Below are 26,323 nucleotides of genomic sequence, written 5' to 3' on the forward strand. Positions count from 1 at the left end.
TATCGTGTGTCGTCTCGGGCCGCGGTGTCACCCCCCTTCACCGCGGCCACTCTCTCCGCCGACGAGCGACGGCGACGGCGCGGAACGACGTGTGACGTCAACGGGATGAGGCGACGACGAGGAACGTTCGTGACGAATTTACTCACTTCAGAGGCAATTTTTCGGATTGTAGCGTGTGCTTTTATCACACGTGACGAGTAGACATGGGTATGAGCCTCCACAACCGGACGGTCAGACAAGACGTCCGCGAGCTGGGCGCGCTACTGGGGAACGTGCTCGAAGCGCAGACGTCGACCGACGCCTTCGAGACTGTCGAGGAACTGCGGACGGCCGCCATCGCCTACCGCGATGGCTCCGAGCCGTCACGACAGCCGTTACACGACATCTACGACGAACTCGACCCCGAGAGCGAGAGTGTCGTTGCACGCGCGTTCACCACGTATTTCGAACTCATCAACCTCGCCGAGGAACGTGAGCGTGTCCGGGCAGTCCGGAAAGGCTCGCAAGAGGGTGAACTCGAAGACAGCCTCGACGAGACCATCGCCACCCTGTCGTCGGGTGACGCCGACAGCGAGACAGTCCAGCAGGTGCTCGACGACGTGCTCATCGAGCCGACCTTCACCGCGCATCCGACTGAGGCACGCCGCAAGACGGTCAAAGCCAAGCTCCGCTCTATCGCCGACGACCTCGAAGCGCTCGACGAGCGGCGGACGACCGAACAGGAGGCCGACCAGCTGTGGGACCGCGTCGACGCCGAGGTCACGAGCCTCTGGCAGACGCCGCAGGTCCGCAACCGACGGCCCGAGCCGACCGACGAGGCGCGCAACGTCCAGTGGTATCTGGAGAACACACTGTTCGACGTCGTCGGCGAGGTCTACAGCGAACTGGAAGAGACCGTCTCGGAGGCCTATCCGGACGTCGACGTGCCGAAGCTGTTCGAGTTCCGCTCGTGGGCCGGCAGCGACCGCGACGGCAACCCCTTCGTCACGCCCGAGGTGACGACCGAGACGCTCGAACGACAGCGGTCGGTCGTCCTCGCCAAGTACCGCACCGCCCTCAAGCGACTCTCGGGCGTCCTGAGCCAGGACGGCAACCGTATCGACGTCGGCGAGGCGTTCGAGGAGTCGCTGGCGGCGGACCGCGAGCGGCTCCCCGTCGTCGCCGACGAGACCGAGGAACGCTACCCCGACGAGCCGTACCGCCAGAAGCTGAAGCTGATGCGCGAACGGCTCGACCGCGTCGAGGACGTCCGCCCCGGCGGCTACGAGAACCACGATGAACTCATCGACGACCTCGAAGCCATCGCGACGAGCCTCGAACGCAACGGCGCGGGCAAGGTCGTCGAGACCTTCGTCCAGCCGCTGCTTCGACAGGTCGACACCTTCGGCTTCTCGCTTGCCAGCCTCGACCTCCGCGACCACCGCGAGATGCACACCGGCGCGATTCACGAGGCACTCGAAGCCGAGGGCTTCGACTACCAGGCCATGGACGAAGACGAGCGCGTCGAACTGCTGACGGACGCCATCCTGCAGGACGAGCCGGTGCTCGACCTGAGCGAACCGGGCGACGTCTCCGACGACGCCGAGCGCGTCCTGCGACGGTTCGACAAGCTCGCCGACTGGCAGCGCGAGTACGGCGTCGGTGCCATCGACACCTACGCCATCTCGATGACCGAGGAGCCGAGTCACGTCCTCGAAGTCCTGTTCCTCGCGGACCAGGCGGGCGTCATCTCGCTCCCGGACCACTGCGGACTCGACATCGTCCCGCTCTTGGAGACCGAATCCGCCCTCAACGGCGCGCGGCGCATCATGGGCACGCTGTTCGAGAACGAGGCCTACGAGCAGGCACTCGCCGCCCGCAACGACGTCCAGGAGATCATGCTCGGCTACTCCGACTCCAACAAGGAGAACGGGGTGCTCGCGGCCAACTGGGACCTCTACAAGAACCAGCGTAGATTGGCGGACATCACCGACGACTTCGACGTGACGATGCGGCTGTTCCACGGCCGCGGCGGCTCCATCTCCCGCGGTGGCGGGCCGATGAACCAGGCGATGCTCGCGCTGCCGAACGAGACGGTCACGGGCCAGATCAAGTTCACCGAGCAGGGTGAGGCCATCGCCGAGAAGTACGCCAACCGACGCATCGCCGAGCGCAACCTCGAACAGATGCTCGACGCGCAGATCCGCTCGCGGCACAACGCCATGCTCGAACCCGAAGAGGACGTGCCCGAGGAGTGGGTCGACGCGATGGACCTCATGTGCGACGCCGCGCGGGCGGAGTATCGCGACCTGCTCAACACCGACGGCTTCGTCTCCTACTTCGAGCAGGCGACGCCCATCACGGTCATCGAGGACCTCAACCTCGGCTCGCGGCCCGCCTCCCGAAGCGGCGAACGGACCGTCGAAGACCTCCGTGCCATCCCGTGGGTGTTCTCGTGGACCCAGTCGCGGTGTATCCTCCCCGGCTGGTACTCGCTGGCCTCGGGGCTGCAGGATTACCTCGACGACGGCGGCGACCGCGAGACGCTGAAGGAGATGTACGAGTCGTGGCCGTTCTTCCGGACGACGCTCGACAACGCGGCACTGTCGCTGGCGCGGACGGACCTCGAGATCGCCGCGGAGTACGCCGACCTCGCCGAGGCGGACCTCCGCGAGCAGTTCTTCCCGCGCGTCACCGACGAGTACCAGAACGGCGTCGACCTCGTGCTCGACATCTCCGAGCGCGACAAGCTCCTGAAGCGCGAGTGGCTCGGTGAGAGTCTCAAGCGTCGCAACCCCTACGTCGACCCGCTGAACTTCCTGCAGACGCATCTCCTGAAGCAGACCCACCGCACGCCCGAGGAGGAGAAGACCCTCCGTCTGACGGTGAAGGGGATCGCGGCCGGGATGAAGAACACCGGATAGTCCGAGAATCGCGGGACTGAAGCGTCGAATAGAGCGGAAACCCGCTCTGACTTCCTCCCCTCTCAGTCGTTTCGACTCTTGCTGTTTCGACTCCCCGAGCGACGGCGTCGTCGGTCACGGGCGATAGCGAAGAGAAAGCCCGAGAGAAACAGCAGTTCGTTCCCGGCGTAGATGTCGAGGACGGGCGCGATGAGGTCGAAGACGGACGCTGGCGCGGCGAGTCCCAGTATCGCCAAGACGAGTGCGGCGATGGCGGCGAGACCGGCGACCCACCGGGTCACGGCACCGCTGACGTAGCCGACGATGAAGACGAATACCGATTCGAGGAGTGTCATCAGTGGAGTGTGGGTTGCGATTTACCGACGGAGGCTGGACGTCGACCGAGGATGGAGGACATGGTTGTTCTATCGTCGTGACGAGGGATAAGACCGCTGGCGGGGGGCGAGGAGTATTCGGAGTGGTCGGTGACGAGTGTTCGGAGTAGTCGGTGTGGAGTGCTCGGAGTAATCGGCGAGCGTTCAGAGTTGTCGAGGAGTAGCCGAAACACACCGAGAGACCGCACGGCACTGCACGGCACCGCATAGCCACGTCCTCCCCAGCCGATTCGCTCACTCGCTTCCGCTCGTTCGCTCATCCCTCGCGCGTCGGTCGCGCTCACGCAGGAGCGCGACGCCGCGCGCCGGATGCGAAACTGTGCCCTCGACTATCCCGGCCGGTCCGGGTCGTCAGCGTCGAACGTCTCGTCGACGGGGTCCATGTTCATCTCGCCGAGTTCGTCCATCGACATCGGCCGGTCGCGGTCGCGGCCGGCGACTTCGACCGACACGCCGCTCGTGACGAGTGCCTGGATAGCCTCCTCGACGGTCATGTCGACGTCGTAGATCTGCTCAGTCGAGAAGTGGACGAGAAAGCCGCCCATGACGGGGTTGGGCGCGAGCGGGACGAACAGCGTCTGCATATCCATTTCGCCGACGGCGTCGTGAATCGTCCCCGGCGTGTCGGCCGTGACGAACGCCAGCGAATACGACCCCTCGTGGGGGAACTCGACGAGCTTGACTTCTTGGAAGGTCTCGGTCTCGTCGTCGAGAACGACGTCGCTCATCCGGCGGAAACTCCGGTACAGTTCGCCGACGCCGGGGACCGCCTCGACCGCGGTGTGAAAGGTCTGGGCGTGGTTCGTTTCGGTCACATCGGCGGTCAGCCCGACGCCGAGGATGATGACGAGCAAGAACAGAAACATCACCGCTTCGATGAGGATACCTTCGACGATGGGCGAGACGCCGGGAAGATACCGGACCAGCCAGACGGTCGGGTCCAACGCGTTCGAGAGAAAGTTCAGCGCGATGCCGAGGATGAAGAGCGTCACGATGAGTGGGACCGTCAGCGCGAGCCCGGTGACGAGCCAGTGACGGAGGTTACCCGTGAGCCCCCGACCGGCCGGTGTCTTTGCCATGCAATCCATCCGAACCGAGACCGCAAAAAACCACTTGTGACGGAACGTCTCGCTCCGTTAGACCTGGTTCCAGGGTGCTTCGTCGAAGTCGACGAGGCGGTTCCGGTCGTCGATGGCGTCGATGGCCGCGAGGTCCTCGTCGGACAGTTCGAGCGCCAGTGCCTCGAAGTTGTCGCGGATGTGGGCCTCGCTCGTGGCCTTCGGGATGGCGGCGACGTTGTCCTTCGAGAGCAGCCACGCGAGGCTCACCTGGTACGGCGAGGCGTCGTGGGCGTCGGCGATGTCGGCGATGGTCTCGTTGTCGGCGACTTCGCCGCGGGCGACGGGCGAGTAGGCGACGAGCGTGTGGTCGTGTTCCTGCGCGTAGCTGACGAGTTCCTCCTGCGGGAGCAGCGGATGCATCTCGACCTGGTGGGCGAACAGCGGCGCGTCCAGAATCTCGCGCGCCTCGTCGAGCTGGTCGGGGCGGAAGTTCGAGAGGCCGATGTGGTCGACGAGTCCTTCGTCGACGACCTCGTCGAGCGCGGGCAGCGTCTCCTCGGCGTCGTAGGCGTCCAGCGGCCAGTGGACGTACATGAGGTCGACGGAGTCCAGCCCGAGGCGGTCGAGGCTCTCCTTCGTCGTCTCGACGACGTCGTCGTAGCCCGTGTTGTCGGTGTCGAGTTTCGTTGCGACGAAGAGGTCCTCGCGGTCGCCGTCCATCTCGTCGAGCGCGCGGGCGATTCCCTCGCCGACGTACGCCTCGTTGTCGTACATCTGGGCCGTGTCGATGTTGCGGTAGCCCATCTCGATGGCCGTCCGGACGCTCTCGATACACTGCTCGCGGTCGGTGTTCTGGTACGTCCCGAGACCGAGTCGTGGCATCTGTTCCATGGCCGGCTGTTCGGCCGCCGAGTCACTGAAACCCTGCGGTTCCGGCAGCCGCGACGGCACGCTCGTCGGCTCTCCGAACCAGCAGTGTTTAGCGAACTGACACCGAAGTCTTCGACAACGACGATGGCTGAGGTCCTCATCTACGGCTCGTACGGCTACACCGGCGAGCACATCGCACGGACGGCGGTCGACCGCGGCTGGACGCCGGTGCTCGCGGGGCGCACGGAGGCGAAGGTGACCGAACTGGCCGACGAACTCGGCCTGCGAAGCCGCGTGTTCGACGTCGAGGACGCTGCCGACCAGCTCCGAGACGTCGACGTCCTGCTCAACTGTGCCGGGCCGTTCGCCCGGACGGCCGAGCCGCTGGCACGCGCGTGCATCGAGACCGGGACCGACTATCTCGACATCACGGGTGAGATCGGCGTCTTCGAGCGACTGCACCGGATGAACGACGCGGCAGCCGAGGCCGGGGTGACGCTCATGCCCGGCGTCGGCTTCGACGTCGTCCCGACCGACTGTCTCGCCGCGCATCTCCACGACAGACTGCCGGAGGCGACGTCGCTCGCGCTCGGTTTCGACGCCGTCGGCTCCTTCTCGCCGGGGACGCTGAAGACGGCCATCGAGGGACTCGGCGAGGGTGGCGTGGTCCGGCGAGAGGGGCGGCTCAAGCAGGTCCCCGCGGCGTGGAAATCCCGAAACGTCGACTTCGGCCGCGGCCGGAAGACGGCGACGACGGTCCCGTGGGGCGACGTCGCGACGGCCTACTACACGACCGGCATCCCGACCGTGGAGGTCTACACGCCGCTCCCGCGGGCAGCGCGGCTCCTCCTCCGGGCCGACCGCGTGCTGGGCGGGCTGCTCGAACGCGACGCCGTCCAGTCGGTGCTCAAACGGCTGGTCGACAAGCGCGTCGAGGGGCCCGACGACGAAGAGTTGGAGGAGGGCTTCGTCTGGGTCTGGGGCGAGGCGACCGACGGCCGCGACACGGTCACCAGCCGCCTGCGGACGCCGCACACCTACAAGCTGACCGTCGAGACGGCCCTGCTCACGACCGAGCGCGTCGGCGACGGCGACGCCCCGGTCGGCTACCAGACGCCAGCGGGTGCGTTCGGCCCGGAGCTGATTCTCGACGTCCCGGGCGTCCAGCGTCTCGACGACTGAGTTCCGGGTTCGCTTGACTCACTCGACGATTCGGACGGGATCGCGGCCGCTCTCCTCGAAGAACTCTCTGAGCACCGGCGTCACTTCTCGGAGCGTCTCGGGCTCGTGGGAGTCCGAGCCGACGGTGAAGGGAACGTCGTGAGCGTCGAGCACCTCGCGGAACGACGGCGCGGGATGGTACTCCGCGTAGTCCCGCAGGATACGGCCGCCGTTGATCTCGGGGATCGTCCGCGAGTTCTGGAAGGCCTTCGCGACGCGCTCGTAGTGCTCCTCGGTCGCGTACCCTCGGAGGACGGGGTTGCGTTCGAGCAGATCGACGTGGGCGGCGATGTCGAACAGCTCCGACTCGACGAGCGCGACGAGTTTGTCGTAGTAGTCGTCGGCCAGCGCGCGCCGTTCGTCCTCGTCTTTCTTCGCGAAATAGCCCTGAAAGTGGACGTTGACGTCTTCGAGATGGTGGACGCTTCCAATCGAATAGTCGAAGTCGGCCTCGTCGAGGAACGCGGCGATCTCGGCTTCGTCCTGCGGGTCGTAGTCCATCTCGACGGCGTCGTAGAGCGTCACGTCGAACCGCTCGTTGAGATTGTCGAGTGCCTGTCGGCGTCGCTCGTATGTCTGATCGAGGTTGAATCCGAGATGGCGTTTCGTCTCCTGCATCTCCTCGCGTGCGGAGACGTTGCAGTGGTCGGCGAAGCCGATGCCGTCCAGCCCGGCCTTCTCGGCCGCGCGAGCCATCTGGAAGAGGAACCGACCGTCCGAGTAGTTCGAGTGGACGTGGTAGTCGTGGCTGTGGGTCACTGCCGGAGGTTCGCCGGGGAGGAGGTAGAAGCTGTCGCCGGTGTGGTTCGGCGTGTCGCCCCGAGACGGGGGCGGAGTCTCGTCCGGCAACCGACGCCGGAGAATTTCACGCCCGTCCATTAGACAGCTAGAACATCCTAACATCCATGAATTTGCGCCGCTCTCCCACGGCGTTGACGGGTCCGAAACCGTTTTCAGCGACCCTCGCACACACTCGGTATGCCGACGGAACCTGACACAGGTTACGACCCCGATTTGGGGAGGAAGTTCATTTTCGTGACGGGGGGTGTGATGTCCGGACTGGGGAAGGGTATCACGGCCGCCAGTACCGGCCGACTGCTCTCGAACGCTGGGTTCGACGTGACGGCCGTCAAGGTCGACCCGTATCTCAACGTCGACGCCGGGACCATGAACCCGTACGAGCACGGCGAGGTCTACGTGCTCAAGGACGGGGGCGAGGTCGACCTCGACCTGGGGAACTACGAGCGGTTCCTCGGAGTCGACATGACCTCCGACCACAACATCACCACGGGCAAGACGTACCAGCACGTCATCGAGCGCGAGCGCGCCGGTGACTATCTGGGCAAGACGGTCCAGATCATCCCGCACGTCACCGACGATATCAAACGGCGCATCCGCGAGGCCGCCGACGGCTCGGACGTCTGTATCGTCGAGATCGGCGGGACCGTGGGCGACATCGAGTCGATGCCGTTTCTCGAAGCCCTCCGGCAGTTCGCCCACGAAGAGGACGAGGGCGACTTCCTCCTGACGCACGTCACGCTCGTTCCCAACTCGAAGAACGGCGAGCAGAAGACGAAGCCGACCCAGCACAGCGTGAAGGAACTGCGCTCTATCGGTCTCCAGCCCGACGTCCTCGTCGGCCGCAACGAGGAGCATCTCGAGCAGGCGACGAAGGCCAAGATCGCCCAGTTCTGTGACGTCCCCACCGAGGCCGTCTTCTCGAACCCCGACGTCGAGGACATCTACCACGTTCCCCTGATGGTCGAGGACGAAGGTCTCGACGAGTTCGTGATGGAACGGCTCGACCTCACCGGCGAGGCACTGCCGAAGGCCGAGCGCGACAACAGCTGGCGCGAACTCGTCACCCGCGAGCGCGAGGGTTCCGTCGACATCGCGCTCGTCGGCAAATACGCCTTGGAAGACGCCTACATGTCCATCCACGAGGCCCTGAAACACGCGGGTCTCGAACTGGGTGTCGACGTCAACGTGCTGTGGGTTGACTCCGACAAGATGCACGACCACCACGCCGAACGCCTCCGCGAGGCCGACGGCATCGTCGTCCCCGGCGGCTTCGGCTCCCGCGGGACGCAGGGCAAGATCGAGGCCGTCCGCTACGCCCGCGAGAACGATATCCCCTTCTTGGGACTGTGTCTCGGCTTCCAGATGGCCGTCGTCGAACACGCCCGAAACGTCCTCGGCTGGGAGGGCGCGCACTCCGCGGAGATCGACGAGGACACCCCCTATCCCGTCATCGACCTGCTGCCCGAGCAGTACGACCTGCAGGACCTCGGCGGCACGATGCGTCTCGGTGCCCACGAGACGGACATCGACCCGGACTCGCTGGCGGCGTCGGTCTACGGCGCGGACGCCTGTACCGAACGGCACCGCCACCGCTACGAGGTCAATCCCGAGTATATCGACGAACTGGAGGCCGATGCGATGGTTTTCTCCGGGAAGGCCGGCAACCGGATGGAGATTCTCGAACGGACGGACCATCCGTACTTCCTCGGCACGCAGTTCCACCCCGAGTACCGCTCGCGACCCGACCGAGCGAGTCCGCCGTTCGTCGGACTCGTCGACGCCGTGGTCGAGCGAACTGAAGAGAAGACGGAGATTCAGGCATAATGGTCGACGTAGACAGTTTCATCGACGAGGCGAAAGCAGAGATTCGAGAACAGGTCGGCGACAAACACGCCATCATCGCCCTCTCGGGCGGGGTGGACTCCTCGGTCGCCGCCGCGCTGGCCTACGAGGCCATCGGCGACCAGCTTACCCCGGTCTACGTGGACACGGGGCTGATGCGGAAGGGTGAGACGGAGCAGATCCGCGAGACGTTCGCCTTCATGGAGAGCCTCCGCGTCATCGAGGCCCAAGAGCGGTTCTTCGACGCGCTCTCGGGCGTCACCGACCCCGAAGAGAAGCGGAAGGTCATCGGCGAGCAGTTCATCCGCGAGTTCGAGCGCGAGGCGCGCGACACCGACGCCGACTACCTCGTGCAGGGGACCATCTACCCCGACCGCATCGAGTCCGAGGGCAACATCAAATCCCACCACAACGTCGGCGGCCTGCCGGACGTGGTGGACTTCGACGGTCTCGTCGAACCCGTCCGGGACCTCTACAAGGACGAGGTTCGGGAGGTCGCGCGCGCGCTGGACCTCGAAGAGGTCGTCGCCGAGCGGATGCCGTTCCCCGGCCCGGGACTCGCCGTGCGCGTCATCGGCGAGGTCACCCCCGAGAAGGTCGCGGTCGCCCGCGACGCGTGTCACGTCGTCGAGGAGGAGACCGAGAAGCACGAGCCGTGGCAGGCCTTTGCGGCCGTCGTCGGCAAGGCGACGGGTGTCAAGGGCGACAACCGCGTCCACGGCTGGATCGTCTCCGTACGCTCCGTCGAGTCGCGTGACGGCATGACCGCCCGCGCCCAGGAGCTACCGTGGGAGACGCTCCAGCGTATCCAGTCGCGCATCACCGGCCAGAACGACAACGTCGCCCGCGTCGTCTACGACGTGACCCACAAGCCACCGGCGACCATCGAGTACGAATAATGAGGGCACTCGTCGCTGGCGACGACGCCGACGGGTTGGGGAGCGCGCTCGAAGCCGAGGGCGTCGAGACGACGTACATCGACACCCCCGTCAACGCCGAGGGACTGGAAGCCGCCGGACTGGCCGACGTCGACCTGTTCGTCCTGACGGACCTCGACGACGCGACGGCCATCCCGGTCGCGAAGGACCTCCATCCCGACGTGAAGATCGTCGTCTACGCCCACGACACGCTGCCGGAGTTCGCGAAGGGCCAGGCCGACCTCGCCGTCGACCCGAACCTGCTCGGGCCGGAAACGGTCGCCGAAGAACTCGTCGCGTAGCCCGTCCCCCGTTTTCGCGTCACGCTTAACCCGTCGGCGAGCGACGGCTCTGCCATGACACTCGACCGACTCACCGACCTCCAGCCCGACGCGGGCGAGGTCGAGACCGCGGAACTGGCCGTGACCGACGACGTGCTCGTCAAATGCTTCGCGCTCGGCCCCGATGCGGAGCTTTCGCCGCACGAACACGGCGACAGCACGAACGTCTTTCACGTCCTGCAGGGCACCGTGACCGTGATTCAAGACGACGAGGAAGAGGCCGTCGACGCACCCGGCGTCGTCCTCCACGAGCGCGGCGTCGTCCACGGCGCGCGCAACGACACCGACGAGGTCGTCGTCTTTACCGCGAGTCTCTGCCCGCTGCCGTCGTAGTCGAAATCAGGCGACAGCCGGGTACTCGTTCTTCACCAACGTCGTCGCGAGCGACGTCAGTTCTTCGCGCTCGAACCTCGCCCAACGACCCGAACACAGGATGTCGTTGCCACCGCCGAAACCGGCTTACTCCGGTGGAGGGAAGTGGGAGCTATGGTTCGCGTCGCCAGCGGTGGCCGACTCCACTTCGGGTTCGGCAACCTCAGTCTCTCCCACGAGCGTCTCTACGGCGCGCTCGGCGTCGGTCTCGACCGGCCCGAAACCGTCGTCGAGGCGACACCCGCCGAGACGGTGAGCTGTGCCGACGCGACAGTTCGGGACTACGCCGCCCGCGCGACCGACCTCCTCGACGTTTCTGGCGCGGACGTCACGGTCCACGAGCGGCTGCCGCGACACGCCGGACTCGGCAGCGGGACGCAGCTCGCGTTGGCGACGCTCGCGGCCGTCGCCGAGGCACACGGCCGGGCGTACGACGTCCGCGAACTCGCGCCCCAACTCGGCCGCGGCGGCCGCTCGGGCGTCGGCGTCGCCACCTTCGAGTCGGGAGGGTTCGTCCTCGACGCCGGACATCCGACGACGCGCTTTACGACCGACCGCCCCGTCGACGGCGATTGGGCTGTCCCGCCCGTCGCGGCGCGCCACGCGGTCCCCGACGACTGGCGGTTTCTGGTCTGTATCCCCGACGTCGACCCCGGCCGGGACGGCGACGAGGAGGACGAGAGTATGCGTTCGGTCGTCGAACGCGCCGACCCGGCCATCGCCGACCGCATCGCCGGTATCCTCACCCGGCGGCTGCTGCCCGCCATCGCGACCGGCTCCGCCGAACGCTTCGGCGAGGCGGTCGCCGAGGTAGGTCGGCTCAACGGCGCGTGGTACGCCGACGAGCAGGGCGGTGTCTACCGACCGCCGGTCGGCGCGCTCGTCGAACGGCTCGCAGAGACGCCCGCGGTCTACGGCGCGGGGCAGTCCTCGTGGGGACCGGCGGTCTACGGCGTGACCGACGTCGCCCACGCCGACGCCGCGCTCGAAGCCGGTGAGGAGGCACTCGACGCCGTTGGCGGTGGGCGGGTTTTCGTCGCCCGCGGCCGGAACCGCGGCGCGCGAGTGGAGTGAGGTCAAGCGTTTCTGGTGGCTTCTCCTGACGGCGACAGCGGCGGCTTTCGACAGACGACGACTACCGGGACATTCACCGAGCGACGACTGCAAAGACAACCCACGGGTGGGACTGGAAGGGGACGTGCTCTGGACGAAGGAGGGCGACGAAAGCACCGCAGTGGAGTGAGCGAAGCGAACGGAGCGAGGAGCGCGGCGAGCCCCCCGAGTCCAGAGCGCGTGGGCTTCCGATGTGTTCCAGTTCCCGCACGCAGTCGTGCTGGGAGGAATCACAAAGTCAGCAACAACCACGAGCGGCGGAATCACTATAGGCTCACCCCGACCAGACAGTGTCATGGCTAATCTCCCCTTCGGCGTCTCTCGGCTGGACCGTATCATCGGGGGTGGCGTCCCCCCCGGCAACGTGGTACTGCTCGTCGGCGAATCGGGCGCGGGTGCCCGCGAGTTCCTCTACACGAGCGCGGCGATGAACGCCCTTGGCCACGCCGACGACGATCTGTTCGACCTCCACTACGGCGGCTTGGAGGGAGACACCAGCCTGCCCGACGAGGTCCACTACATCTCGTTCACCGCGGGCGCGGGGAGCATCGAGCGGGAGATGACCTACACGATGGCCGACGAGATCGTCGAGGCGGCGGTCAGCGAGATCACGTTCAAGGACTTCTCGCCGGAGTATTTCCAGTTGAGTCCCATCCCGCGGGACTGGTACATGGGCGAGATGACGACGTTACAGGACCTCGGCGAGCAACACAACCGCGACGGCGTCATGTCGGCGTTGGGTGACTATCTGACCGCCAACGCCGCGGGCAATCTTGTGCTCATCGACTCCATCACGGACCTCGTCGGTGCCGTCAACGACGAACTCGCGTGGAACGAGATCGCGATGCTGATGCGCGGGCTGATGAAGGCCTCCCACCAGTGGGGCGGACTCATCGTCGTCCTCGCGAACCAGGAGACGCTGGCACCGACGGAGCTGGGCCATCTGATGGACGCCGCGAGCGGGACGCTCCAGTTCGAGTGGGAGTCCGGCGGCTCACAGCGCGCACGGACGATGGTCGTCCGGGCGTTCCGCGGCGTGCTCGCCCGCCTGGAGTCCGAAAACATCGTCCGCTTCGAGACGGAGATCCACGAGGGCGGGCTGGACGTGAGCGACGTGCGGAAGATCCGGTGAGTCAGATCCGATTCTCGAATAGTCTGGCGACGCGGACAATACTTAAGCCGTGGGCCGCATAGGTCCTGACAGATGTCGGGAGAGCAGGCCGAGTCGTTGCCCGAGGAGCTTCAAACCTGGCTCGACGAGCGGGCCACCGAGGCCGACGTCGAGACCGACGAGCTGTTGACGCGGGCGGTCGTCGCCTACCGGCTGGTCGAAGAGGAGGACGGTCTCCTTGACGAATCCGGGGTGAACAGTGGCGTGACCGACGAACTCGACCGCCTCGACGAGCGCGTCGACGGCCTCCAGTCGGAACTCGACGAGAAGATAGACGACGTGCGGACCCGCGTCGTCCAAGTCAAACGCGAGGCCGACGCGAAGGCACCGGCGGACCACGGCCATCCGGACCTCGAAGAGCGGGTCAACACCGCGGGGACGGCCGCCACAGAGGCCCACGAGCAGCTGGACCAGCTCGGCGAGCGGCTGGACCGCGGCTTCGAGAACTACGAGGAGATCCTGACGTATCTCCGGGATACGACCGACGACCTCGACGACAAGCTGACACGGCTCGCGCGGGCGGTCGTCTCGCTCCGCAGCCGGACGGCGCGGATGGAGGCGACGGTCGCACAGTGGCGCGGCGTCGACGACCTCAAGACCGAGGCCAACCGTCACGGCGTCACCTCCGCGAAATGCGGCGGATGCGACTCGGTCGTCCACGTCGGTCTACTCGCGAAAGCGCGCTGTCCACACTGCGAACAGCCCTTCACGGACGTCGAACCCGCCCGCGGCTTCTTCGGGTCGGCGACGCTCGCCGTCGGCGACCGGCCCGCACTCGCCGGACAGACCGCCGACGAGACAGTGCCGACGCCGACGGAGCTGTTGAACGAGGAGGTCGACGGAGAGGATGCCGACCCCGCGCCGTCCCCCGGGGATATCGGGGAGGAGACACGACATGAGTGACGACGAGCGCGTCGACCCGCCGAGCGAGGACCCCTCCGACGGGGATCGGCTGGGTGATGACGTTCAGGGTGTCGGCGACGGGAGCGACGTGCAGGACGTCGAGGATGTCGGCGATGTTGGTGACGGCGACGATACCGAGGACCGGGCCGACGCCGCACAGGCGAGCGAGGGAAGCGCGGACTCGATGCCGCTCGAAGACCTCGCGCGAGAACTCGGCGAGCGTCGTCAAGCGGAGTCCGAGGAGGACCTCGACGAGGCGTTCGAGCCGGTCGACGTCGACGAGGTCGACACCGACGACCTCTGGAACGAGGTGTTCGGGGACGGTCCGGGGGACGACGTCGGCGGCGCGGTCGGCGCGGGCGAGCCGTCAGTGAGCACCCGAACCGCCGGAACCAGCGCCAGCGAGCTGACCAACGGGTCGGCACCGTCGGCCGCGGCCGGCGACTGGGCGGCGACGGCGGCGGACGAAACCGTCTCGAAGCGCGACTACTGCCAGAAGTGTCCGCACTTCAGCGAGCCGCCCGAGGCGACTTGTACCCACGAGGGGACGGAGATCGTCGAGGTCGTCACGGTCGAGCAGTTCCGCGTGCGGAACTGTCCGATGGTCGACGACGAGTAGCCGGAACCGAAGACGACTGGTCTTTGTGCGTGGAGCCGAACGTCCAGCCATGCAGTTCTGTGACGACTGTGGGTCCATGATGGTCTCACAGGACGGCGAGATGGTCTGTACGAGCGACGACTGCGGCGGCACCAGCGACCGCGACGAGGACCTCGCCGCGCAGTTCGTCTCGACCGAGGAACAGTCCGGCGACGAACTCATCGAGACCGAGGAGGGCGCAGATTTCGAAGGCAAGCCGACCGCCAACGACGTCGTCTGCGACGAATGTGGCCACGACAAGGCGTGGTACACGATCAAGCAGACCGGCTCGGCCGACGAACCGCCGACGCGATTCTTCAAGTGCCAAGAATGTGGAAAGCGGTGGCGCGGGTACAACTGAGCCGGTTCTGCGTCGCCAGCGACACTCACTGCCGTTTTCCGTGCCCCGTGGCAACCCTTCTCGCTGGCGCGACCCCTTCGGAAGGGTTATCCGACGCGAGCAGATGTGTTCAAGAGCAATGGCAAAAGGCGAAGTTGATTTCTTCAACGACACTGGCGGCTACGGTTTCATCTCGACGGACGACGCGGACGACGACGTGTTCTTCCACATGGAAGACATCGGCGGCCCGGACCTCGAAGAAGGGCAGGAAGTCGAATTCGAGATCGAGCAGGCCCCGAAGGGCCCGCGCGCAAAGAACCTGACCCGCCTGTAACTCCGGCGTTTTAGCGGTTCTCTAACGGTATCGTTCTCTGACTGTTCACATTCATAAGCGACGGCGCTCGGTCGCGTCGTCCAGTATTTACTCGACGAGGTACGGCTCCAGAAAGTCGGCGACGAGCCGCGCGACTTTCGCTTCCTGGCCGATGAAGAAGTGGTCAGCACTGCGTTCGACCGTCGTCATCCCGAGTTCTCGTGCGCGGTCAACGATACCCTCCCACTCGGCGGTGTCGTCGCGGACGCCGTAGACGATCTGTGTCGGCACGTCGACGTAGTCCAACGCCCAGACAGCGTCGTGGCCGTCGACAGCGAGCTGGCCCGCGGGGGCGAGCGCGCTGACCGCCGCGAGGTCGCCGGGACCGGCGTCGGCCGCGGTCAGGAGGGCGATAGCCCCGCCGAAGCTGAAGCCGAACAGGCCGACGCGGTCGTAGCGGTCGTAGGCCCAGCGGAGGGCGTTCTGGGCGTCGGCGCGTTCGCCGCGGCCCTCGTCCCACGGCCCGTAGTCGAAGCGCAGGCAGTCGACCCCGCGTTCGGTCACGGCGTCGGCGACGGCGACGAGGCGTTGGTCGCCGCGGTGGCCGCGCTGTTGGGGATGTGGCGGGCAGGCGACGACGACGGCGTTCGAGTCGCTTCCGTCGCTCGTATCGAGGCTGGCTTTCGCCTCACGGAGACCCGGTAGGAGGATGGTCTCGGACACAGAGAGCGCTTTCTCGCGTGAGGTTTTAAGGTCAGCGTGCACAAGTGAGGGGTATGGGAATCCTCTCGCGTACCTCCTACGTCATTCGCTCGAAAATCAACGCCCTCCTCAACCGCGCGGAGGACCCGACGGAGACGTTGGATTACTCCTACGAGAAGATGCGCGACGAGCTCCAGCAGGTCAAACAGGGCATCGCCGACCTGACGACCCAGAAGAAGCGACTGGAGATCCAGAAGCGACGCCTGGAGGAGAACGTCGAGAAGCACAACGAACAGGCCCGTGAGGCCGTCCGACAGGACAGAGAAGACCTCGCGCGACAGGCCTTAGAGAAGAAGAAGTCGAAGATGAACCAGATCGAGGAGCTGGAGGGTCAGATCGCCCAGCTACAGTCCACACAGGACGACCTCGTCGAGAAGAAGAACGAACTCCAGAGCCGCATCGAGGAGTTCCGCACGAAGAAGGAGACGATGAAGGCCCGCTACGAGGCCGCCGAGGCCTCGACGCGCGTCTCCGAGGCGATGAGCGGCGTCGGCGACGAGATGTCCGACACCGCCCGCGCCATCGAGCGCGCCGAAGAGCGGACCGACGAGATGGAGGCTCGTTCGGCCGCGATGGACGAACTGCAGGACACCGGCGCGTTCGACGACGCGCTCTCGGACAAGGACTCCATCGACCGCGAACTCGAAGCCGGGCGTAGCTCCAGCGAGATCGACTCCGAGTTGGAGACGCTGAAGGCCGAGATGGGCAAAGGCTCGGCACCGGAGACCGACGAGACGGAGGCCGACACGGCAGACGTCGACGTCGAGGAAGACCTGGACGTCGAGACGGACGTGAACGACGAAGAGGTCGAAGCCGAACTGGAAGAGCTACAGGAAGAAGAGAAGAGCGCCGAGTAAGTTCTCAGTTTTCAGTCCCTATTTCGCGCCCGTTCCGCTTCTGTCGAGGTCCCCGAGCCGTATCTCCCCGTCCGTGAGATCGACGCCCTCGTACTCGTCGTCGGCGAGGAGCAGCGAGCCGTCGAGGTCGGCGTAGTCGAGCAGCGGCGCGAGATGGCAGGCCGCGGCGATGGCGGCGTTCGTCTCGATCATACAGCCGAGCATGACTTCCAGCCCGTGGGCCCGCGCGGTGTGTACCATCCGGGTCGCCTCCCGCAGACTCCCGCATTTCATCAGTTTCAGGTTCACGATGTCCACCCTGTCGGCGACGGCGGGGACGTCCTCCAGCGTCACGCAGGACTCGTCGGCCGCGATGGGCAGCGGCGAGCGTTCGTAGACGAACGCCAGTCCCTCCGGGTCTTCGGCGGGCACGGGCTGTTCGACGAACTCGACGTCGTACTCGGCGAGCAGCTCACATTTCCGGACGGCCTCACGCGGCGTCCACCCCTCGTTGGCGTCGACGCGGAGCGTCGTGTCGGGGGCAGCGTCGCGAACAGCTTCCAGTAGCTCCTCGTCGCGGTCGGTTCCGAGTTTGATCTTGAGGATCGGATAGCCCGCCTCGACGGCTTCTTTGGTCTTCTCGCGGACGCGCTCGGTCGTGTCGAGACCGATGGTGAAGGAGGTCTTCGGCGACTCGTCGGGGTCGAGTCCCCACAGCTTGTAGAGCGGGACGCCGAGCCGTTTGGCGGCGAGGTCGTGCAGCGCGATGCTGACGGCGGCGCGCGCCGCCGGATTGTCGTGGACGGTCTTGCGCAGGCGACGTTCGATGCGGTCCAGCGCGTGGGGGTCGCCGACTTCCTCGACGACGGCGAGCAGTTCGGGGAGGACAGCCTCGACGGTATCGGCCGTCTCGCCGTAGTGTCGCGAGGGAGCCGCCGCGCCGACGCCGGTCATCCCCGCGCTGTCGGAGACCCGGACGACGACGTTCTCGGCGACCGACTGGCTGCCACGGGAGATGGTGAACTCGTCGGCGAGCGGCAGTTCGACCCGCTCGAACTCGGTCGTGAGCACCATCAGTAGCCCAACGCCTCCAGAATCTCGTCGGTCCCGAAGCGAATCGGGTCGGTCGCGGGGACGCCGAGTGCGTCGCTGTAGTCGTCGACCGCCGTTTCGGCCTCCGCGTCGCCGTCGACTCCGGACGTGTTGAGCGCGCCCGCAACGACGTCGGTCTCGTGGACCGGCGCGGCGAGGCCCTCGTAGAGGTCGACGTAGTCGGCGAGCGGCGGAATCGGAGTGTCCTCGTAGCCGTGGATGGCCTCGCGGCCAGCGACGTGACAGAGGACGAGTTTGTCGGGCATCGCGCCGTGGAGAATCCCGCAGGTCACTGCTGAATAAGCCGGATGGACGATGCTTCCCTGTCCCTCGACGAAGAGCACGTCGTGCTCGTCGCCCTTCTCCAGAATCATCTCCTCGACGGCACCGGCGGTGAAGTCCGAGACGACGCGGTCGATGGGGTTGCCCCACCCCGCGATCATGATGCCGGTCTGGCCGGTCGGGATGAACTCGGCGTCGACGCCGCGCTCGCGGGCGGCGTGCATCAGTTCGAGCGAGACGGTCATCTTGCCGACCGAGCAGTCCGTGCCGACCGTGAGCACGACGTCGGCGTCGACCTCGTCGGCGATACCTTGGCTCACCGTGAGGTCCTCGCACGGCTTGCGCACGTCGACGAGGTCCGCGCCGTGTTTCTCGGCGAGTTCGACGAACTCCGCGTCGTCGTTCAGGAAGTAGTGGAGGCCCGCGACGACGTCGACACCGCGTTCCAGTGCGGCGCGGACGTCCGGCCGCCAGGAGTCGTCGAAGCCGCCGCCGATGGGGGCGATGCCGACGACGAGCGCGTCGACGTCTCCCACTTCCTCGAACGACTCGACGACCGGCGCGTCGGGGACGCCCGAGAGATGGTCCGAAATTCGGCTCCCTGCCTGGTCGCGGTCGAGGACGGCGACGATCTTGTCGTCGCTGTAGCGGATGATACCCGTCGCGGTCTTCGCACGCTCGGGGAACTTCTCGTGGGCGAGAATCGCGATTCGGCGCGTCATATCCGGGGTAACGCGAGGCGGGGATAAAAACCGGACTGAACGGACGCGGCGCGTCGGCGGTGCGGGCGGCCCGGCGACCGGCGGTCAGTCGCGGCCGTCCGACTCGGACGGTGGGTTGCTCGGCCGGTTGAAGCCGAGGACGACCGTCGTCCCCCGCGGTTCGTTGTCGGTGAACGAGAACGTCCCGCCGCTGCTCATGACGGCCCACTTGACGAGCCACAGGCCGATACCCTGCGTGTGCTGGAGCGGCGACTCCGACCCGCGGACGAACGCCAGTCGCTCAGCCTCAGGGATGCCCGGGCCGTCGTCGCTGACGCGGAGTTCGACGGAGTCGTCGTCCCCGTCGGTGTCATCGTCGACGGTGATGACGATGCGGGGGTCCTCGCGGTCGTGGTGTGCGACGGCGTTCTCGACGAGGTGAGCCAGACACAGCGTGATGGTCTTCGGGCAGTTCGCCCAGGCCGTCTCGGGGGCGTTGACCTCGATGGTCGCCTGCGGGAACCGACTCCGGAGGCCGCGGGCACTCCGGCGGGCCACGTCCGCGAGGTCGGCCACTTGGGTGTTGTCGGCCTCCGGGTCGATGCTCTGGTTGAACTGCCGGGCGGCCTCGCTGAGGTCGAGCAGTTCCATGGCCGCCATCTCGATGCGTGACGACGCCTCGGCGAGGCTTTCGGAGTCGGACTCCCTCGCGCGGTCTCTCACCTCGTCCGCGTAGGCGAGGACGACGTTGAGTTTGTTGCGGATGTTGTGTCTGAGGACACGGTCGAGGACGGAGAGCCGGTTTTGGTGCTGGCGAATCGAGGTCACCTCCTGTGTGATGACGACGGTTCGGGTCGCGGGAGCGTTCAGGAGCGACTCCTGTTGGAAGTGGAACTGGAAGGCACGCTCCCGGCCCGGCCGGTCGACGACGGTCAACTCGCACATCTGGGTGTCGCCGGTCGCGTCGAGCGCGCTCAACGCCGCCCGACACGACCTCGCCTGTCGCTCGTCGAAGAGCACCGTGAGTGGTTCGCCCTCGATGGCGTCGGGGGTGACACCGAATGCACGTTCGAGCGCGCTGTTGGCGTAGAGCACCCGGTCGTGCTCGTCGAGGACGAAGACGGGATTGCCGACCGACTGGGCGATGCGCTCGTGTTGTGCCAACAACATTTCTTGCTTCTTCTGCTCGGTGATGTCCCGCTGGAAGCCCAGAAAGTGGGTCACGTTCCCCGCCTCGTCCCTGACGGGCGCGATCTCCAGTGCGTTCCAGAAGAGTTCGCCCGACTTCCGGTAGTTGCGGATGTCGACCGAGACGGTCGTCTCCGCCCGGATGGCCTCGCGGATGCGGTCGACGGTCGCGGGGTCGGTGTCTTCGCCCTGGAGATACCGGCAGTTGCGGCCAATCGCTTCCTCGATCGGGTAGCCGGTTATCTCACAGAACTCGTCGTTGGCGTACACGAGCGGGAGTTCGGGGTCCGTCGCGTCGGCGATGGTGATACCGACGGTCGCACCGTCCATCGCCCGCTCGTACAGTTCGAGCTGTTCGAGACGCTCCTGGGCCGTCAGGGCGTACTGTCGGCTCCGGAGCAGCCCCTCGACCCGCGAGCGGATCGCCCGTTTCGGGGCCGGAATCGACTGGATGGCGTCGACTCGCTCGCCGAGCGCGCCGTCGTGCTGAGACCACGCTGCCTCGGTGTTCCGCGCCTCGGTGAGCAACAGGACCGGTGCGTACGTCGGCTGCTCGCGACGTTTCCACTCGGTGAGCGCGCCGCGGTCGCTGTCGAGTCCTCCCTCGTCGACGATGCAGAGGTCGACGCCGTCGGGGACCGACTCCGTCACGTCTACCGGGTCGTACTCGGCGAGGAGTTCGGCGAGCAGTTCGCGGTTGCGCGGGCGAGCCACGCAGAGCGCGACACGGCTCCGGTCGACGGCCGACTCGTCACTCATCGGTCGGGTCGTAAGTCACTGGCTGTCTCTCCGAGAGACGAACTCGGGTGTACCGGTGAGGACGCCCCGCAGGCCGGTCAACTGTTCGCCGACGTCGACGCCGCCGGTCGTGATCGACAGCTTTCGGAGGGTCGGCTCGAACTCCCCGAACCGCTTTTTCAGGACGCCGATGGCCTTCTGAATCTCCCCATCGACTTCGAGATACCGGAGGAAGACGATGTTGTCCGCGAGATAGCTGATCCGTTCGCTGGTCGCCGTGAACTCGCCCGTGACGTTCTGGACCTCCTCGACGAGGATGACGGTGACACCCATCCGCTTGAGATACCGACAGAGCGCGTGCAGTTCCCGCGTCAGGGAGTTCTGGGAGTCCCCGCCCTGCAAGCCGAGCCGGTAGCCAGCCGTCCCGTCGAGCAACACGACGTCCGCGCCGTCGACTTCGACGGCCTGCCGGACGCTGTGAGCGAACTCGTCGGGACTCTGCGTTAACGACTCGATCTCCTCGACGACGAGCGAGCCGTCGTCGACGAACTCGCGCACGTCGATACCGAGTTCGGCAGCGCGGTAGAGATAGTCGCCGCGGAGTTCCTCGAAGAGGAACGCGGCCGACTGCTGGCCGCGGTTCGCCGCGGCGCGCAGGAAGGCCGTCCCGACGGTCGTCTTGCCGACGCCCGAGGGTCCCGAGACGACCGTCACGGAGCCCTGTTCGACACCGCCGCCGAGCAGCGCGTCCAGTTCGTCGATACCCGAGGAGAGCTGTTCGCGGCTGCTCTCGCGGTGGTGGTCGCCGGGGACGAGCTTCGGATAGACGTGGCCGCCGGTCCCCGACCGAATCCGGTAGGTGTGTCGCCCCGACGCCGAGGCGGAGCCGCGGAACTTCGTCACCTCCAGCGTCCGGTGTTTCGTCGACCGCCGGATTTCGATGGTGACGTCGCCGAGGAACTGGAGATCGACGTTGGTGTGGTCGTCGGCGTACTGGGTGGTACACAGCGTCGTCGTCTCACGCTCCCTGAGTTCGTTGATGAGCGATGAGATGTTGCGACGGAACTGGTAGCCGTCGGGCAACAGCGACCGCAGCTCCGACAACGGGTCGATGACCAGCCGCGTCGGGTCGTGGCTGTCGATGGCCTCAGCGATGGTGTCGAGGAGGTCCTCCCCCTCGACCTCGTCGGTGGGGAAGACGCTGTAGGACTCTTCGGCGAAGAACCGGTCGCCGTCGGCACTGAGGTCGACGACGGTCGTGTTCGAGAGGTCGATGCCGAGAGCCTCCGCGTTCCGTCGGAGGTCGGCCTCACGTTCCTCGAAACAGATGTAGAGGCTGGAGTCGTCGCCAGCGGCGAGGAACTGCGAGGCCAGCACCGTCTTGCCGGTCCCGGGACCGCCGCTGACGATGACCGTCTGTCCTGGGAGGAACCCTCCGGTCAATACGTCGTCCAGCCCGGGCGTTCCCGAGTCGAGGCGTTCTCGGCCACCGGCAGCAGTCATTGCCCAATGTAGTGTGAACGAACTTATCACTCTTGCCGTCGGTCGAGTGTCGTCGCCGAAAACGCCGACATCCGCGCTTGCGACGGCTCAGAGTCGGTACAGCCGCGTCGTCCAGAACTCACGGAAGGCGTCTTCCAACGCCTCGTCGGGATCGCCGCTGGCGTCGACGGCCGCCGTCCGGTCGGCGCGGTCGCGGAACCGTGAGAGCACCGTCCGCTCGCCGACGACGACGAGACTGTCGACGTCGTGGTCGGCGATGATCTCCTCCGCTTTGTCGAGATGGTCGTCGACCTGCTGGTCGCGACGACGCTCGAAGCGGGCCTGCGAGAAGCCGCCCTTCGAGTGTTTGTTCATCACGTCCGTCTCGAAGGTCTCGGCACTCTGTAACTCGCTGCCGTCGTAGACGCCGAGCGCGAAGAGATCCGAGCGGACGAGCGCGAAGCCGAAGGTCCCGGTCGGTCGGAACCACGATTCGTCGACGCGAAAGCCGTCGGCCCACTCGCAGAAGGCGTCGGGGGCGAGCGGCGGAGTGAGCGCGGCACTGACGAGACCGGCGTCGTCGGTGTAGACGAGACAGGGAGCCGCACGGCCGACGAGTGGCGCGTGGTCGCCGAGCGCGTCGCGGACGGCGTCGGGAACGTCGTCGTCGACCATCGCCGTCAGCGCGCCTTCGGGTGCGGTCTCGACGCTGTCGAGGCGGGCGAGGACGTCGTCGAGGCGCGCACCACCGAGGGTCTCGACGCCGCGGAACTCGACCTCGGCCTCGTCGCCTTCGAGTCGCGAGACCTTGTCCTGCAGGGCTTCGATGCGGTCTTCGAGGCGGTTGACGCGCTCTTCGGCGTCCTGTCGGGCACTGGCCGCGTCGGCGCGGCGTTCCTCCTCTGCGTCGACGCGGCGCTGGAGATGGTGTTTCTCCTCCTCTAACTCCTCGATTCGGGCCTTCAACTCCGCGCGGCCGAGCAGCTCGTCGAGCATAGTCGACGCTCACACGGGAGGGCCTTAGCTTCCGGCCATCCGGTCGGCACGGAGGCTGCGGTCAGGCCGCGTCACGGGAGTCGCCGACTCGGTAGCCCGCATAGCGGAGGAGTTCGGAGGCACGCTCGGCTCGTGCGAGGAAGACCTCGCGGGAGGTCGGCAGCCCGTCGGCCGGAGCCACGGTACGCGGGACGACGAGTGTCCCGGCGGGAATCCCGTCGTCGCCGAGGACGGGAAAGTGGGTCCGGTCGAGTTTCATCACCAGCGGCGTGTCGAGCGGTTCGACCCCCTCACCACTGGTGTAGAGCTGTCTGTTCACCTGTTCGTGCTCCGGGCGGGCCATCAGGGCATGGTCGCCGTCGTGTGGTTCGACGAACATCTCGCCGAGATAGTAACTGCTTGAGAACCGTTCGAACATCTATGCGTGTGACTCTCTGCCACGCCCGAATATAAGCCTTGTCGCGGTTCTTTATGTCGAACCGCAATTCGACCGGTCTGTCGGCCGTCCGAAAGAATGACTGCGTTAGGAGTGAGCGGCTTACCGTTCGATGTCGATGGACTCGATGACGATGTCCTTCATCGGCTTGTCGTTGCGGTCGGTCGGGACCGAGCCGATCTCCTCGACGACGTCCATGCCGTCGATGACCTTGCCGAAGACCGAGTGGCGGCCGTCGAGATGCGGCGTCGCACCGAGAGTGATGAAGAACTGCGAGCCGTTGGTGTTCGGCCCGGAGTTGGCCATCGAGAGGGTGCCCGCGCTGTCGTGGTTGAGGTCGGCGTGGAACTCGTCGTCGAACTGGTAGCCCGGACCGCCGCGGCCGGTGCCGGTCGGGTCCCCGCCCTGAATCATGAAGTCGTCGATGACGCGGTGGAAGATGACGTCGTCGTAGAGGGGCTGGTCCTCGACCTTCTCGTTCGTCTCGGGGTCGGTCCAGGACTTCTCGCCCGTCGCGAGACCGATGAAGTTCTCGACCGTGCGCGGCGCGCGCTCCTCGTAGAGTTCGATGCTGATGTCGCCTTTGTTGGTGTGAACGACCGCTGTCGGGTTGTCGGGGTTCTCTTTGTCTGCCATGTTCCAGTCGTCGAGATGGAGGGTGAAAACCTTGCTGACGTCGGGACGCGAGGGGGACGTTGTCGCGGCGTCGGCGTTGGCGGGGCAGCCCCTCGCTGGCGGGAACACGTACAAGTCGCCGCCACTCGACCACTCACCCATGCACACCGCCGAACGCGTCACGCTGGCGCGGCTGCCCTCCGGCATCGCCGTCGAGACGACGGTCCACAGCTACGAGGGCAGCGAGCCGGGACCGACGCTCTACGTCCAGGCCGCCCAGCACGGCCGCGAGATAAACGGGACGGAGGTCCTCCGCCGCTTCCACGAGCGCGTCGACCACGACGAGCTCGCGGGCCGCGTCGTCGCCGTTCCCGTCGCCGACCCCCTGACGTTCGACCGGGTCTCCTACACGACGCCGGAGTCGCTCGACGCAGCCCACTCGAACATGAACCGCGTCTGGCCCGGCGACGAGACGGGGACGCTCCACGAGCGCATGGCTGCCCGGCTGTGGGAGTTCGCGGGCGACGCCGACGCCATCGTCGACCTCCACACCGGCAGCCCGGAGATGCTGACCCACACCGTCTATCTCGACGGCGACGAGGCGTGTCGCCGACTCGCCGAGGCGTTCGGGACCGACCTGCTGCTCGCCGAGCGCGCGGGCGACGACGCCGACGTCGAGTGGGAAGAACGGGACTTCGGCGGAAAGCTCCGCGTCGCCGCGACGCGGGAGGGCATCCCCTCGATCACGCCCGAGTTGGCGCACAACAAGCAGCTCGTCGAACCGGCCATCGAGACCGGGCTACAGGGGCTGTACAACGTCCTCCGTGAGCTGGGGATGCTCCCTGGCGACCCTGAAGTCCCGAGCGAACAGACGACCGCCCGGAACCATCTCGGCCGAGTGAAGGCCGCCCAGTCGGGGCTGTTTCATCCCTCCGCGGACGCCGAACTCGGCCGACGGATAGAGCCGGGCGACCATCTCGGCCGCGTCTACGACCCCGCAACCTACGAGGTCCTACAGGAGGTCGAGGCCGACCGTGCGGGGATTCTCTACTCCGTCACGCGCGAGGCGACGGTGACGGCGGGACAGTCGCTCGTCGGCGTGGCGATGCTCGTCGACGAGGAGTGAACGGTGAGAAGTCCCACGAGATGAGGACGGGCGAGTCGTGAGACTCAGCCGAACGTCGCGGCGACGAGGTCGAACAGGTCGGCCAACTGGTCGTCGGTATCCGCGAAGTGCGGTTCCCAGCCGTCGGGTGTGAGGTGGTCACTGACGGTGAACAGCGCGCCCGCCTCGATGTCGCGGGCTTGGGCGACGGCGAAGACGGCTGCGGCCTCCATATCGACCGTGAGGACGCCCGCGTCTCGATAGTGTTCGATTTCGAGTGCCGTCTCCCGGTAGAGTGCGTCCGTCGTCCACGTCGGCCCGACGTGGGCTGTCCGGCCGTCGGACTCGACTGCGTCGGTCAGTCGGTCGCGGACGGCCGGTGTCGCCCGCGCTTCTGCGTCGTCGGGAAGATAGTGGTAGGAGGTTCCCTCGTCGCGGATGGCCGCGTCGGCGACGACGGTTGCACCGACACGGACGTCCGGTTGGAGACTGCCGGACTCGCCGACGATGACGAACCGCCTCGTTCCCTGAGCGACGAGTCGTTCCATCACGGTGGCGGTCATCGGCGCGCCGATACCGAAGCCTTCGGCGACGGCGACACGGCCGCCAGTCTCGTCGAGTGCATGGAGGTTCCACGACGACCCGGCGTGCGGGAGCGTCGTCGTCTCGTGGGCCGTCCGAACGTGGTCGGCCAACGCGCGCTGATAGGAGAGAACGACCGTCTCGGGTGCGGCGTCGAGGTTCCGTTTCCCCCTGTAGTCGGTGACAGTAGCTGGTGACGTGACAGAAGGGTGTTCGAGTTTCTCGGGGACGTTCGGAACGGGCATCGGTCGAGAGTTCGCAGGACGGCGAAAATAGCTTCGGTCGCCGTGTGGGTCCCTCACAAGGCTGGCCGGATGATGAGCGGGGAC

Annotated in this window: 27 protein-coding genes; 14 read left to right on the forward strand and 13 right to left on the reverse strand. The window is 66.5% G+C overall.

Annotated elements, in window-relative coordinates:
• The first annotated feature begins 209 nt into the window (after positions 1 to 209).
• Positions 210 to 2,903, forward strand: coding sequence for a phosphoenolpyruvate carboxylase (gene ppc / locus BLR57_RS10010; RefSeq protein ID WP_089697377.1), 2,694 nt, complete (start codon positions 210 to 212; stop codon positions 2,901 to 2,903).
• Between the two features lie 62 nt (positions 2,904 to 2,965).
• Here the strand turns inward: ppc and BLR57_RS10015 are convergent, their stop codons facing one another.
• The 3 genes from BLR57_RS10015 to BLR57_RS10025 all read right to left on the reverse strand — a co-directional run bounded on the left by BLR57_RS10015 (position 2,966) and on the right by BLR57_RS10025 (position 5,229).
• Complete coding sequence (locus BLR57_RS10015; protein WP_089697378.1) at positions 2,966 to 3,238, reverse strand: hypothetical protein; 273 nt, start codon at positions 3,236 to 3,238, stop codon at positions 2,966 to 2,968.
• Positions 3,239 to 3,606: 368 nt separating this feature from the next.
• On the reverse strand, positions 3,607 to 4,356 hold the full coding sequence (locus tag BLR57_RS10020; protein ID WP_211603212.1) for a DUF502 domain-containing protein: 750 nt from the start codon (positions 4,354 to 4,356) through the stop codon (positions 3,607 to 3,609).
• Between the two features lie 57 nt (positions 4,357 to 4,413).
• Entirely contained in the window at positions 4,414 to 5,229 is an 816-nt protein-coding gene (locus BLR57_RS10025; protein ID WP_089697379.1) for an aldo/keto reductase, read from the reverse strand.
• A gap of 123 nt (positions 5,230 to 5,352) precedes the next feature.
• Between BLR57_RS10025 and BLR57_RS10030 the strand changes: the two genes are divergently transcribed.
• Positions 5,353 to 6,390, forward strand: a complete 1,038-nt coding sequence (locus BLR57_RS10030; protein ID WP_089697380.1) for a saccharopine dehydrogenase family protein — start codon at positions 5,353 to 5,355, stop codon at positions 6,388 to 6,390.
• A gap of 18 nt (positions 6,391 to 6,408) precedes the next feature.
• Here BLR57_RS10030 and BLR57_RS10035 read toward each other — a convergent pair whose 3' ends face one another.
• Positions 6,409 to 7,308, reverse strand: coding sequence for a PHP domain-containing protein (locus BLR57_RS10035; RefSeq protein ID WP_342026202.1), 900 nt, complete (start codon positions 7,306 to 7,308; stop codon positions 6,409 to 6,411).
• Positions 7,309 to 7,407: 99 nt separating this feature from the next.
• On the opposite strand from BLR57_RS10035, the gene BLR57_RS10040 reads away from it, so the two are divergent.
• The 10 genes from BLR57_RS10040 to BLR57_RS10085 all read left to right on the forward strand — a co-directional run bounded on the left by BLR57_RS10040 (position 7,408) and on the right by BLR57_RS10085 (position 15,200).
• On the forward strand, positions 7,408 to 9,054 hold the full coding sequence (locus BLR57_RS10040; protein WP_089697381.1) for a CTP synthase: 1,647 nt from the start codon (positions 7,408 to 7,410) through the stop codon (positions 9,052 to 9,054).
• Entirely contained in the window at positions 9,054 to 9,971 is a 918-nt protein-coding gene (gene guaA / locus BLR57_RS10045) for a glutamine-hydrolyzing GMP synthase (RefSeq protein WP_089697382.1), read from the forward strand. The genes BLR57_RS10040 and guaA overlap by 1 nt, the downstream gene beginning before the upstream one ends.
• Positions 9,968 to 10,291 carry a DUF7126 family protein gene (locus BLR57_RS10050; RefSeq protein ID WP_089697655.1) on the forward strand — a complete coding sequence of 108 codons (324 nt, stop codon included), beginning with the start codon at positions 9,968 to 9,970 and terminating at the stop codon, positions 10,289 to 10,291. Before guaA ends, BLR57_RS10050 begins: the two co-directional genes overlap by 4 nt.
• 54 nt (positions 10,292 to 10,345) lie before the next feature.
• Positions 10,346 to 10,663, forward strand: coding sequence for a cupin domain-containing protein (locus BLR57_RS10055; protein WP_089697383.1), 318 nt, complete (start codon positions 10,346 to 10,348; stop codon positions 10,661 to 10,663).
• Positions 10,664 to 10,816: 153 nt separating this feature from the next.
• Positions 10,817 to 11,776 (forward strand): beta-ribofuranosylaminobenzene 5'-phosphate synthase family protein, encoded by a 960-nt coding sequence (locus BLR57_RS10060; protein WP_089697384.1) that lies wholly within the window; start codon positions 10,817 to 10,819, stop codon positions 11,774 to 11,776.
• A 334-nt stretch (positions 11,777 to 12,110) separates the two neighbouring features.
• Positions 12,111 to 12,947 carry an RAD55 family ATPase gene (locus BLR57_RS10065; protein ID WP_089697385.1) on the forward strand — a complete coding sequence of 279 codons (837 nt, stop codon included), beginning with the start codon at positions 12,111 to 12,113 and terminating at the stop codon, positions 12,945 to 12,947.
• Positions 12,948 to 13,019: 72 nt separating this feature from the next.
• The gene (locus BLR57_RS10070) at positions 13,020 to 13,889 is read left to right on the forward strand and encodes a hypothetical protein (protein WP_089697386.1); all 870 of its coding nucleotides are present in this window, start codon (positions 13,020 to 13,022) and stop codon (positions 13,887 to 13,889) included.
• Entirely contained in the window at positions 13,882 to 14,508 is a 627-nt protein-coding gene (locus BLR57_RS10075) for a DUF8135 domain-containing protein (RefSeq protein WP_089697387.1), read from the forward strand. The genes BLR57_RS10070 and BLR57_RS10075 overlap by 8 nt, the downstream gene beginning before the upstream one ends.
• 49 nt (positions 14,509 to 14,557) lie before the next feature.
• Positions 14,558 to 14,887, forward strand: a complete 330-nt coding sequence (locus BLR57_RS10080) for a transcription factor S (RefSeq protein ID WP_089697388.1) — start codon at positions 14,558 to 14,560, stop codon at positions 14,885 to 14,887.
• Between the two features lie 118 nt (positions 14,888 to 15,005).
• The gene (locus BLR57_RS10085) at positions 15,006 to 15,200 is read left to right on the forward strand and encodes a cold-shock protein (protein WP_089697389.1); all 195 of its coding nucleotides are present in this window, start codon (positions 15,006 to 15,008) and stop codon (positions 15,198 to 15,200) included.
• 87 nt (positions 15,201 to 15,287) lie between these two features.
• Here the strand turns inward: BLR57_RS10085 and BLR57_RS10090 are convergent, their stop codons facing one another.
• Positions 15,288 to 15,902 (reverse strand): alpha/beta hydrolase, encoded by a 615-nt coding sequence (locus BLR57_RS10090; RefSeq protein WP_089697390.1) that lies wholly within the window; start codon positions 15,900 to 15,902, stop codon positions 15,288 to 15,290.
• A 53-nt stretch (positions 15,903 to 15,955) separates the two neighbouring features.
• Between BLR57_RS10090 and BLR57_RS10095 the strand changes: the two genes are divergently transcribed.
• Entirely contained in the window at positions 15,956 to 16,798 is an 843-nt protein-coding gene (locus tag BLR57_RS10095) for a PspA/IM30 family protein (protein ID WP_089697391.1), read from the forward strand.
• Positions 16,799 to 16,816: 18 nt separating this feature from the next.
• Here BLR57_RS10095 and BLR57_RS10100 read toward each other — a convergent pair whose 3' ends face one another.
• The 7 genes from BLR57_RS10100 to BLR57_RS10130 all read right to left on the reverse strand — a co-directional run bounded on the left by BLR57_RS10100 (position 16,817) and on the right by BLR57_RS10130 (position 24,328).
• A complete protein-coding gene (locus tag BLR57_RS10100) occupies positions 16,817 to 17,851 on the reverse strand; it encodes a dipeptide epimerase (protein ID WP_089697392.1) in 1,035 nt (344 codons plus the stop codon).
• The gene (locus BLR57_RS10105) at positions 17,851 to 18,873 is read right to left on the reverse strand and encodes an N-acetyltransferase DgcN family protein (protein ID WP_089697393.1); all 1,023 of its coding nucleotides are present in this window, start codon (positions 18,871 to 18,873) and stop codon (positions 17,851 to 17,853) included. Before BLR57_RS10105 ends, BLR57_RS10100 begins: the two co-directional genes overlap by 1 nt.
• Before the next feature lie 84 nt (positions 18,874 to 18,957).
• Positions 18,958 to 20,799 carry a PAS domain-containing protein gene (locus BLR57_RS10110; RefSeq protein ID WP_089697394.1) on the reverse strand — a complete coding sequence of 614 codons (1,842 nt, stop codon included), beginning with the start codon at positions 20,797 to 20,799 and terminating at the stop codon, positions 18,958 to 18,960.
• Positions 20,800 to 20,814: 15 nt separating this feature from the next.
• Positions 20,815 to 22,281 (reverse strand): ATPase domain-containing protein, encoded by a 1,467-nt coding sequence (locus tag BLR57_RS10115; protein ID WP_089697395.1) that lies wholly within the window; start codon positions 22,279 to 22,281, stop codon positions 20,815 to 20,817.
• Between the two features lie 87 nt (positions 22,282 to 22,368).
• Positions 22,369 to 23,256 (reverse strand): Vms1/Ankzf1 family peptidyl-tRNA hydrolase, encoded by an 888-nt coding sequence (locus BLR57_RS10120; RefSeq protein WP_089697396.1) that lies wholly within the window; start codon positions 23,254 to 23,256, stop codon positions 22,369 to 22,371.
• 61 nt (positions 23,257 to 23,317) lie between these two features.
• Positions 23,318 to 23,674 (reverse strand): DUF5802 family protein, encoded by a 357-nt coding sequence (locus BLR57_RS10125; RefSeq protein ID WP_089697397.1) that lies wholly within the window; start codon positions 23,672 to 23,674, stop codon positions 23,318 to 23,320.
• 120 nt (positions 23,675 to 23,794) lie between these two features.
• The gene (locus BLR57_RS10130; protein WP_089697398.1) at positions 23,795 to 24,328 is read right to left on the reverse strand and encodes a peptidylprolyl isomerase; all 534 of its coding nucleotides are present in this window, start codon (positions 24,326 to 24,328) and stop codon (positions 23,795 to 23,797) included.
• 139 nt (positions 24,329 to 24,467) lie between these two features.
• Between BLR57_RS10130 and BLR57_RS10135 the strand changes: the two genes are divergently transcribed.
• Positions 24,468 to 25,433 carry a succinylglutamate desuccinylase/aspartoacylase family protein gene (locus BLR57_RS10135; protein WP_089697399.1) on the forward strand — a complete coding sequence of 322 codons (966 nt, stop codon included), beginning with the start codon at positions 24,468 to 24,470 and terminating at the stop codon, positions 25,431 to 25,433.
• 44 nt (positions 25,434 to 25,477) lie between these two features.
• Here BLR57_RS10135 and BLR57_RS10140 read toward each other — a convergent pair whose 3' ends face one another.
• The gene (locus tag BLR57_RS10140; RefSeq protein WP_089697400.1) at positions 25,478 to 26,239 is read right to left on the reverse strand and encodes a nucleoside phosphorylase; all 762 of its coding nucleotides are present in this window, start codon (positions 26,237 to 26,239) and stop codon (positions 25,478 to 25,480) included.
• Positions 26,240 to 26,323 lie beyond the last annotated feature (84 nt).

The sequence above is a fragment of the Halogranum gelatinilyticum genome (assembly GCF_900103715.1).
Taxonomy (GTDB): Archaea; Halobacteriota; Halobacteria; order Halobacteriales; family Haloferacaceae; genus Halogranum; species Halogranum gelatinilyticum.

Excerpts from the sequence above, each read along its gene's own strand:
- ppc (WP_089697377.1), top strand. The coding sequence starts at position 210 with ATGAGCCTCCACAACCGGACGGTCAGACAAGACGTCCGCGAGCTGGGC.
- BLR57_RS10015 (WP_089697378.1), bottom strand. The coding sequence starts at position 3,238 with ATGACACTCCTCGAATCGGTATTCGTCTTCATCGTCGGCTACGTCAGC.
- BLR57_RS10020 (WP_211603212.1), bottom strand. The coding sequence starts at position 4,356 with ATGGCAAAGACACCGGCCGGTCGGGGGCTCACGGGTAACCTCCGTCAC.
- BLR57_RS10025 (WP_089697379.1), bottom strand. The coding sequence starts at position 5,229 with ATGGAACAGATGCCACGACTCGGTCTCGGGACGTACCAGAACACCGAC.
- BLR57_RS10030 (WP_089697380.1), top strand. The coding sequence starts at position 5,353 with ATGGCTGAGGTCCTCATCTACGGCTCGTACGGCTACACCGGCGAGCAC.
- BLR57_RS10035 (WP_342026202.1), bottom strand. The coding sequence starts at position 7,308 with ATGGACGGGCGTGAAATTCTCCGGCGTCGGTTGCCGGACGAGACTCCG.
- BLR57_RS10040 (WP_089697381.1), top strand. The coding sequence starts at position 7,408 with ATGCCGACGGAACCTGACACAGGTTACGACCCCGATTTGGGGAGGAAG.
- guaA (WP_089697382.1), top strand. The coding sequence starts at position 9,054 with ATGGTCGACGTAGACAGTTTCATCGACGAGGCGAAAGCAGAGATTCGA.
- BLR57_RS10055 (WP_089697383.1), top strand. The coding sequence starts at position 10,346 with ATGACACTCGACCGACTCACCGACCTCCAGCCCGACGCGGGCGAGGTC.
- BLR57_RS10060 (WP_089697384.1), top strand. The coding sequence starts at position 10,817 with ATGGTTCGCGTCGCCAGCGGTGGCCGACTCCACTTCGGGTTCGGCAAC.
- BLR57_RS10065 (WP_089697385.1), top strand. The coding sequence starts at position 12,111 with ATGGCTAATCTCCCCTTCGGCGTCTCTCGGCTGGACCGTATCATCGGG.
- BLR57_RS10070 (WP_089697386.1), top strand. The coding sequence starts at position 13,020 with ATGTCGGGAGAGCAGGCCGAGTCGTTGCCCGAGGAGCTTCAAACCTGG.
- BLR57_RS10075 (WP_089697387.1), top strand. The coding sequence starts at position 13,882 with ATGAGTGACGACGAGCGCGTCGACCCGCCGAGCGAGGACCCCTCCGAC.
- BLR57_RS10080 (WP_089697388.1), top strand. The coding sequence starts at position 14,558 with ATGCAGTTCTGTGACGACTGTGGGTCCATGATGGTCTCACAGGACGGC.
- BLR57_RS10085 (WP_089697389.1), top strand. The coding sequence starts at position 15,006 with ATGGCAAAAGGCGAAGTTGATTTCTTCAACGACACTGGCGGCTACGGT.
- BLR57_RS10095 (WP_089697391.1), top strand. The coding sequence starts at position 15,956 with ATGGGAATCCTCTCGCGTACCTCCTACGTCATTCGCTCGAAAATCAAC.
- BLR57_RS10100 (WP_089697392.1), bottom strand. The coding sequence starts at position 17,851 with ATGGTGCTCACGACCGAGTTCGAGCGGGTCGAACTGCCGCTCGCCGAC.
- BLR57_RS10105 (WP_089697393.1), bottom strand. The coding sequence starts at position 18,873 with ATGACGCGCCGAATCGCGATTCTCGCCCACGAGAAGTTCCCCGAGCGT.
- BLR57_RS10110 (WP_089697394.1), bottom strand. The coding sequence starts at position 20,799 with ATGAGTGACGAGTCGGCCGTCGACCGGAGCCGTGTCGCGCTCTGCGTG.
- BLR57_RS10115 (WP_089697395.1), bottom strand. The coding sequence starts at position 22,281 with ATGACTGCTGCCGGTGGCCGAGAACGCCTCGACTCGGGAACGCCCGGG.
- BLR57_RS10120 (WP_089697396.1), bottom strand. The coding sequence starts at position 23,256 with ATGCTCGACGAGCTGCTCGGCCGCGCGGAGTTGAAGGCCCGAATCGAG.
- BLR57_RS10125 (WP_089697397.1), bottom strand. The coding sequence starts at position 23,674 with ATGTTCGAACGGTTCTCAAGCAGTTACTATCTCGGCGAGATGTTCGTC.
- BLR57_RS10130 (WP_089697398.1), bottom strand. The coding sequence starts at position 24,328 with ATGGCAGACAAAGAGAACCCCGACAACCCGACAGCGGTCGTTCACACC.
- BLR57_RS10135 (WP_089697399.1), top strand. The coding sequence starts at position 24,468 with ATGCACACCGCCGAACGCGTCACGCTGGCGCGGCTGCCCTCCGGCATC.
- BLR57_RS10140 (WP_089697400.1), bottom strand. The coding sequence starts at position 26,239 with ATGCCCGTTCCGAACGTCCCCGAGAAACTCGAACACCCTTCTGTCACG.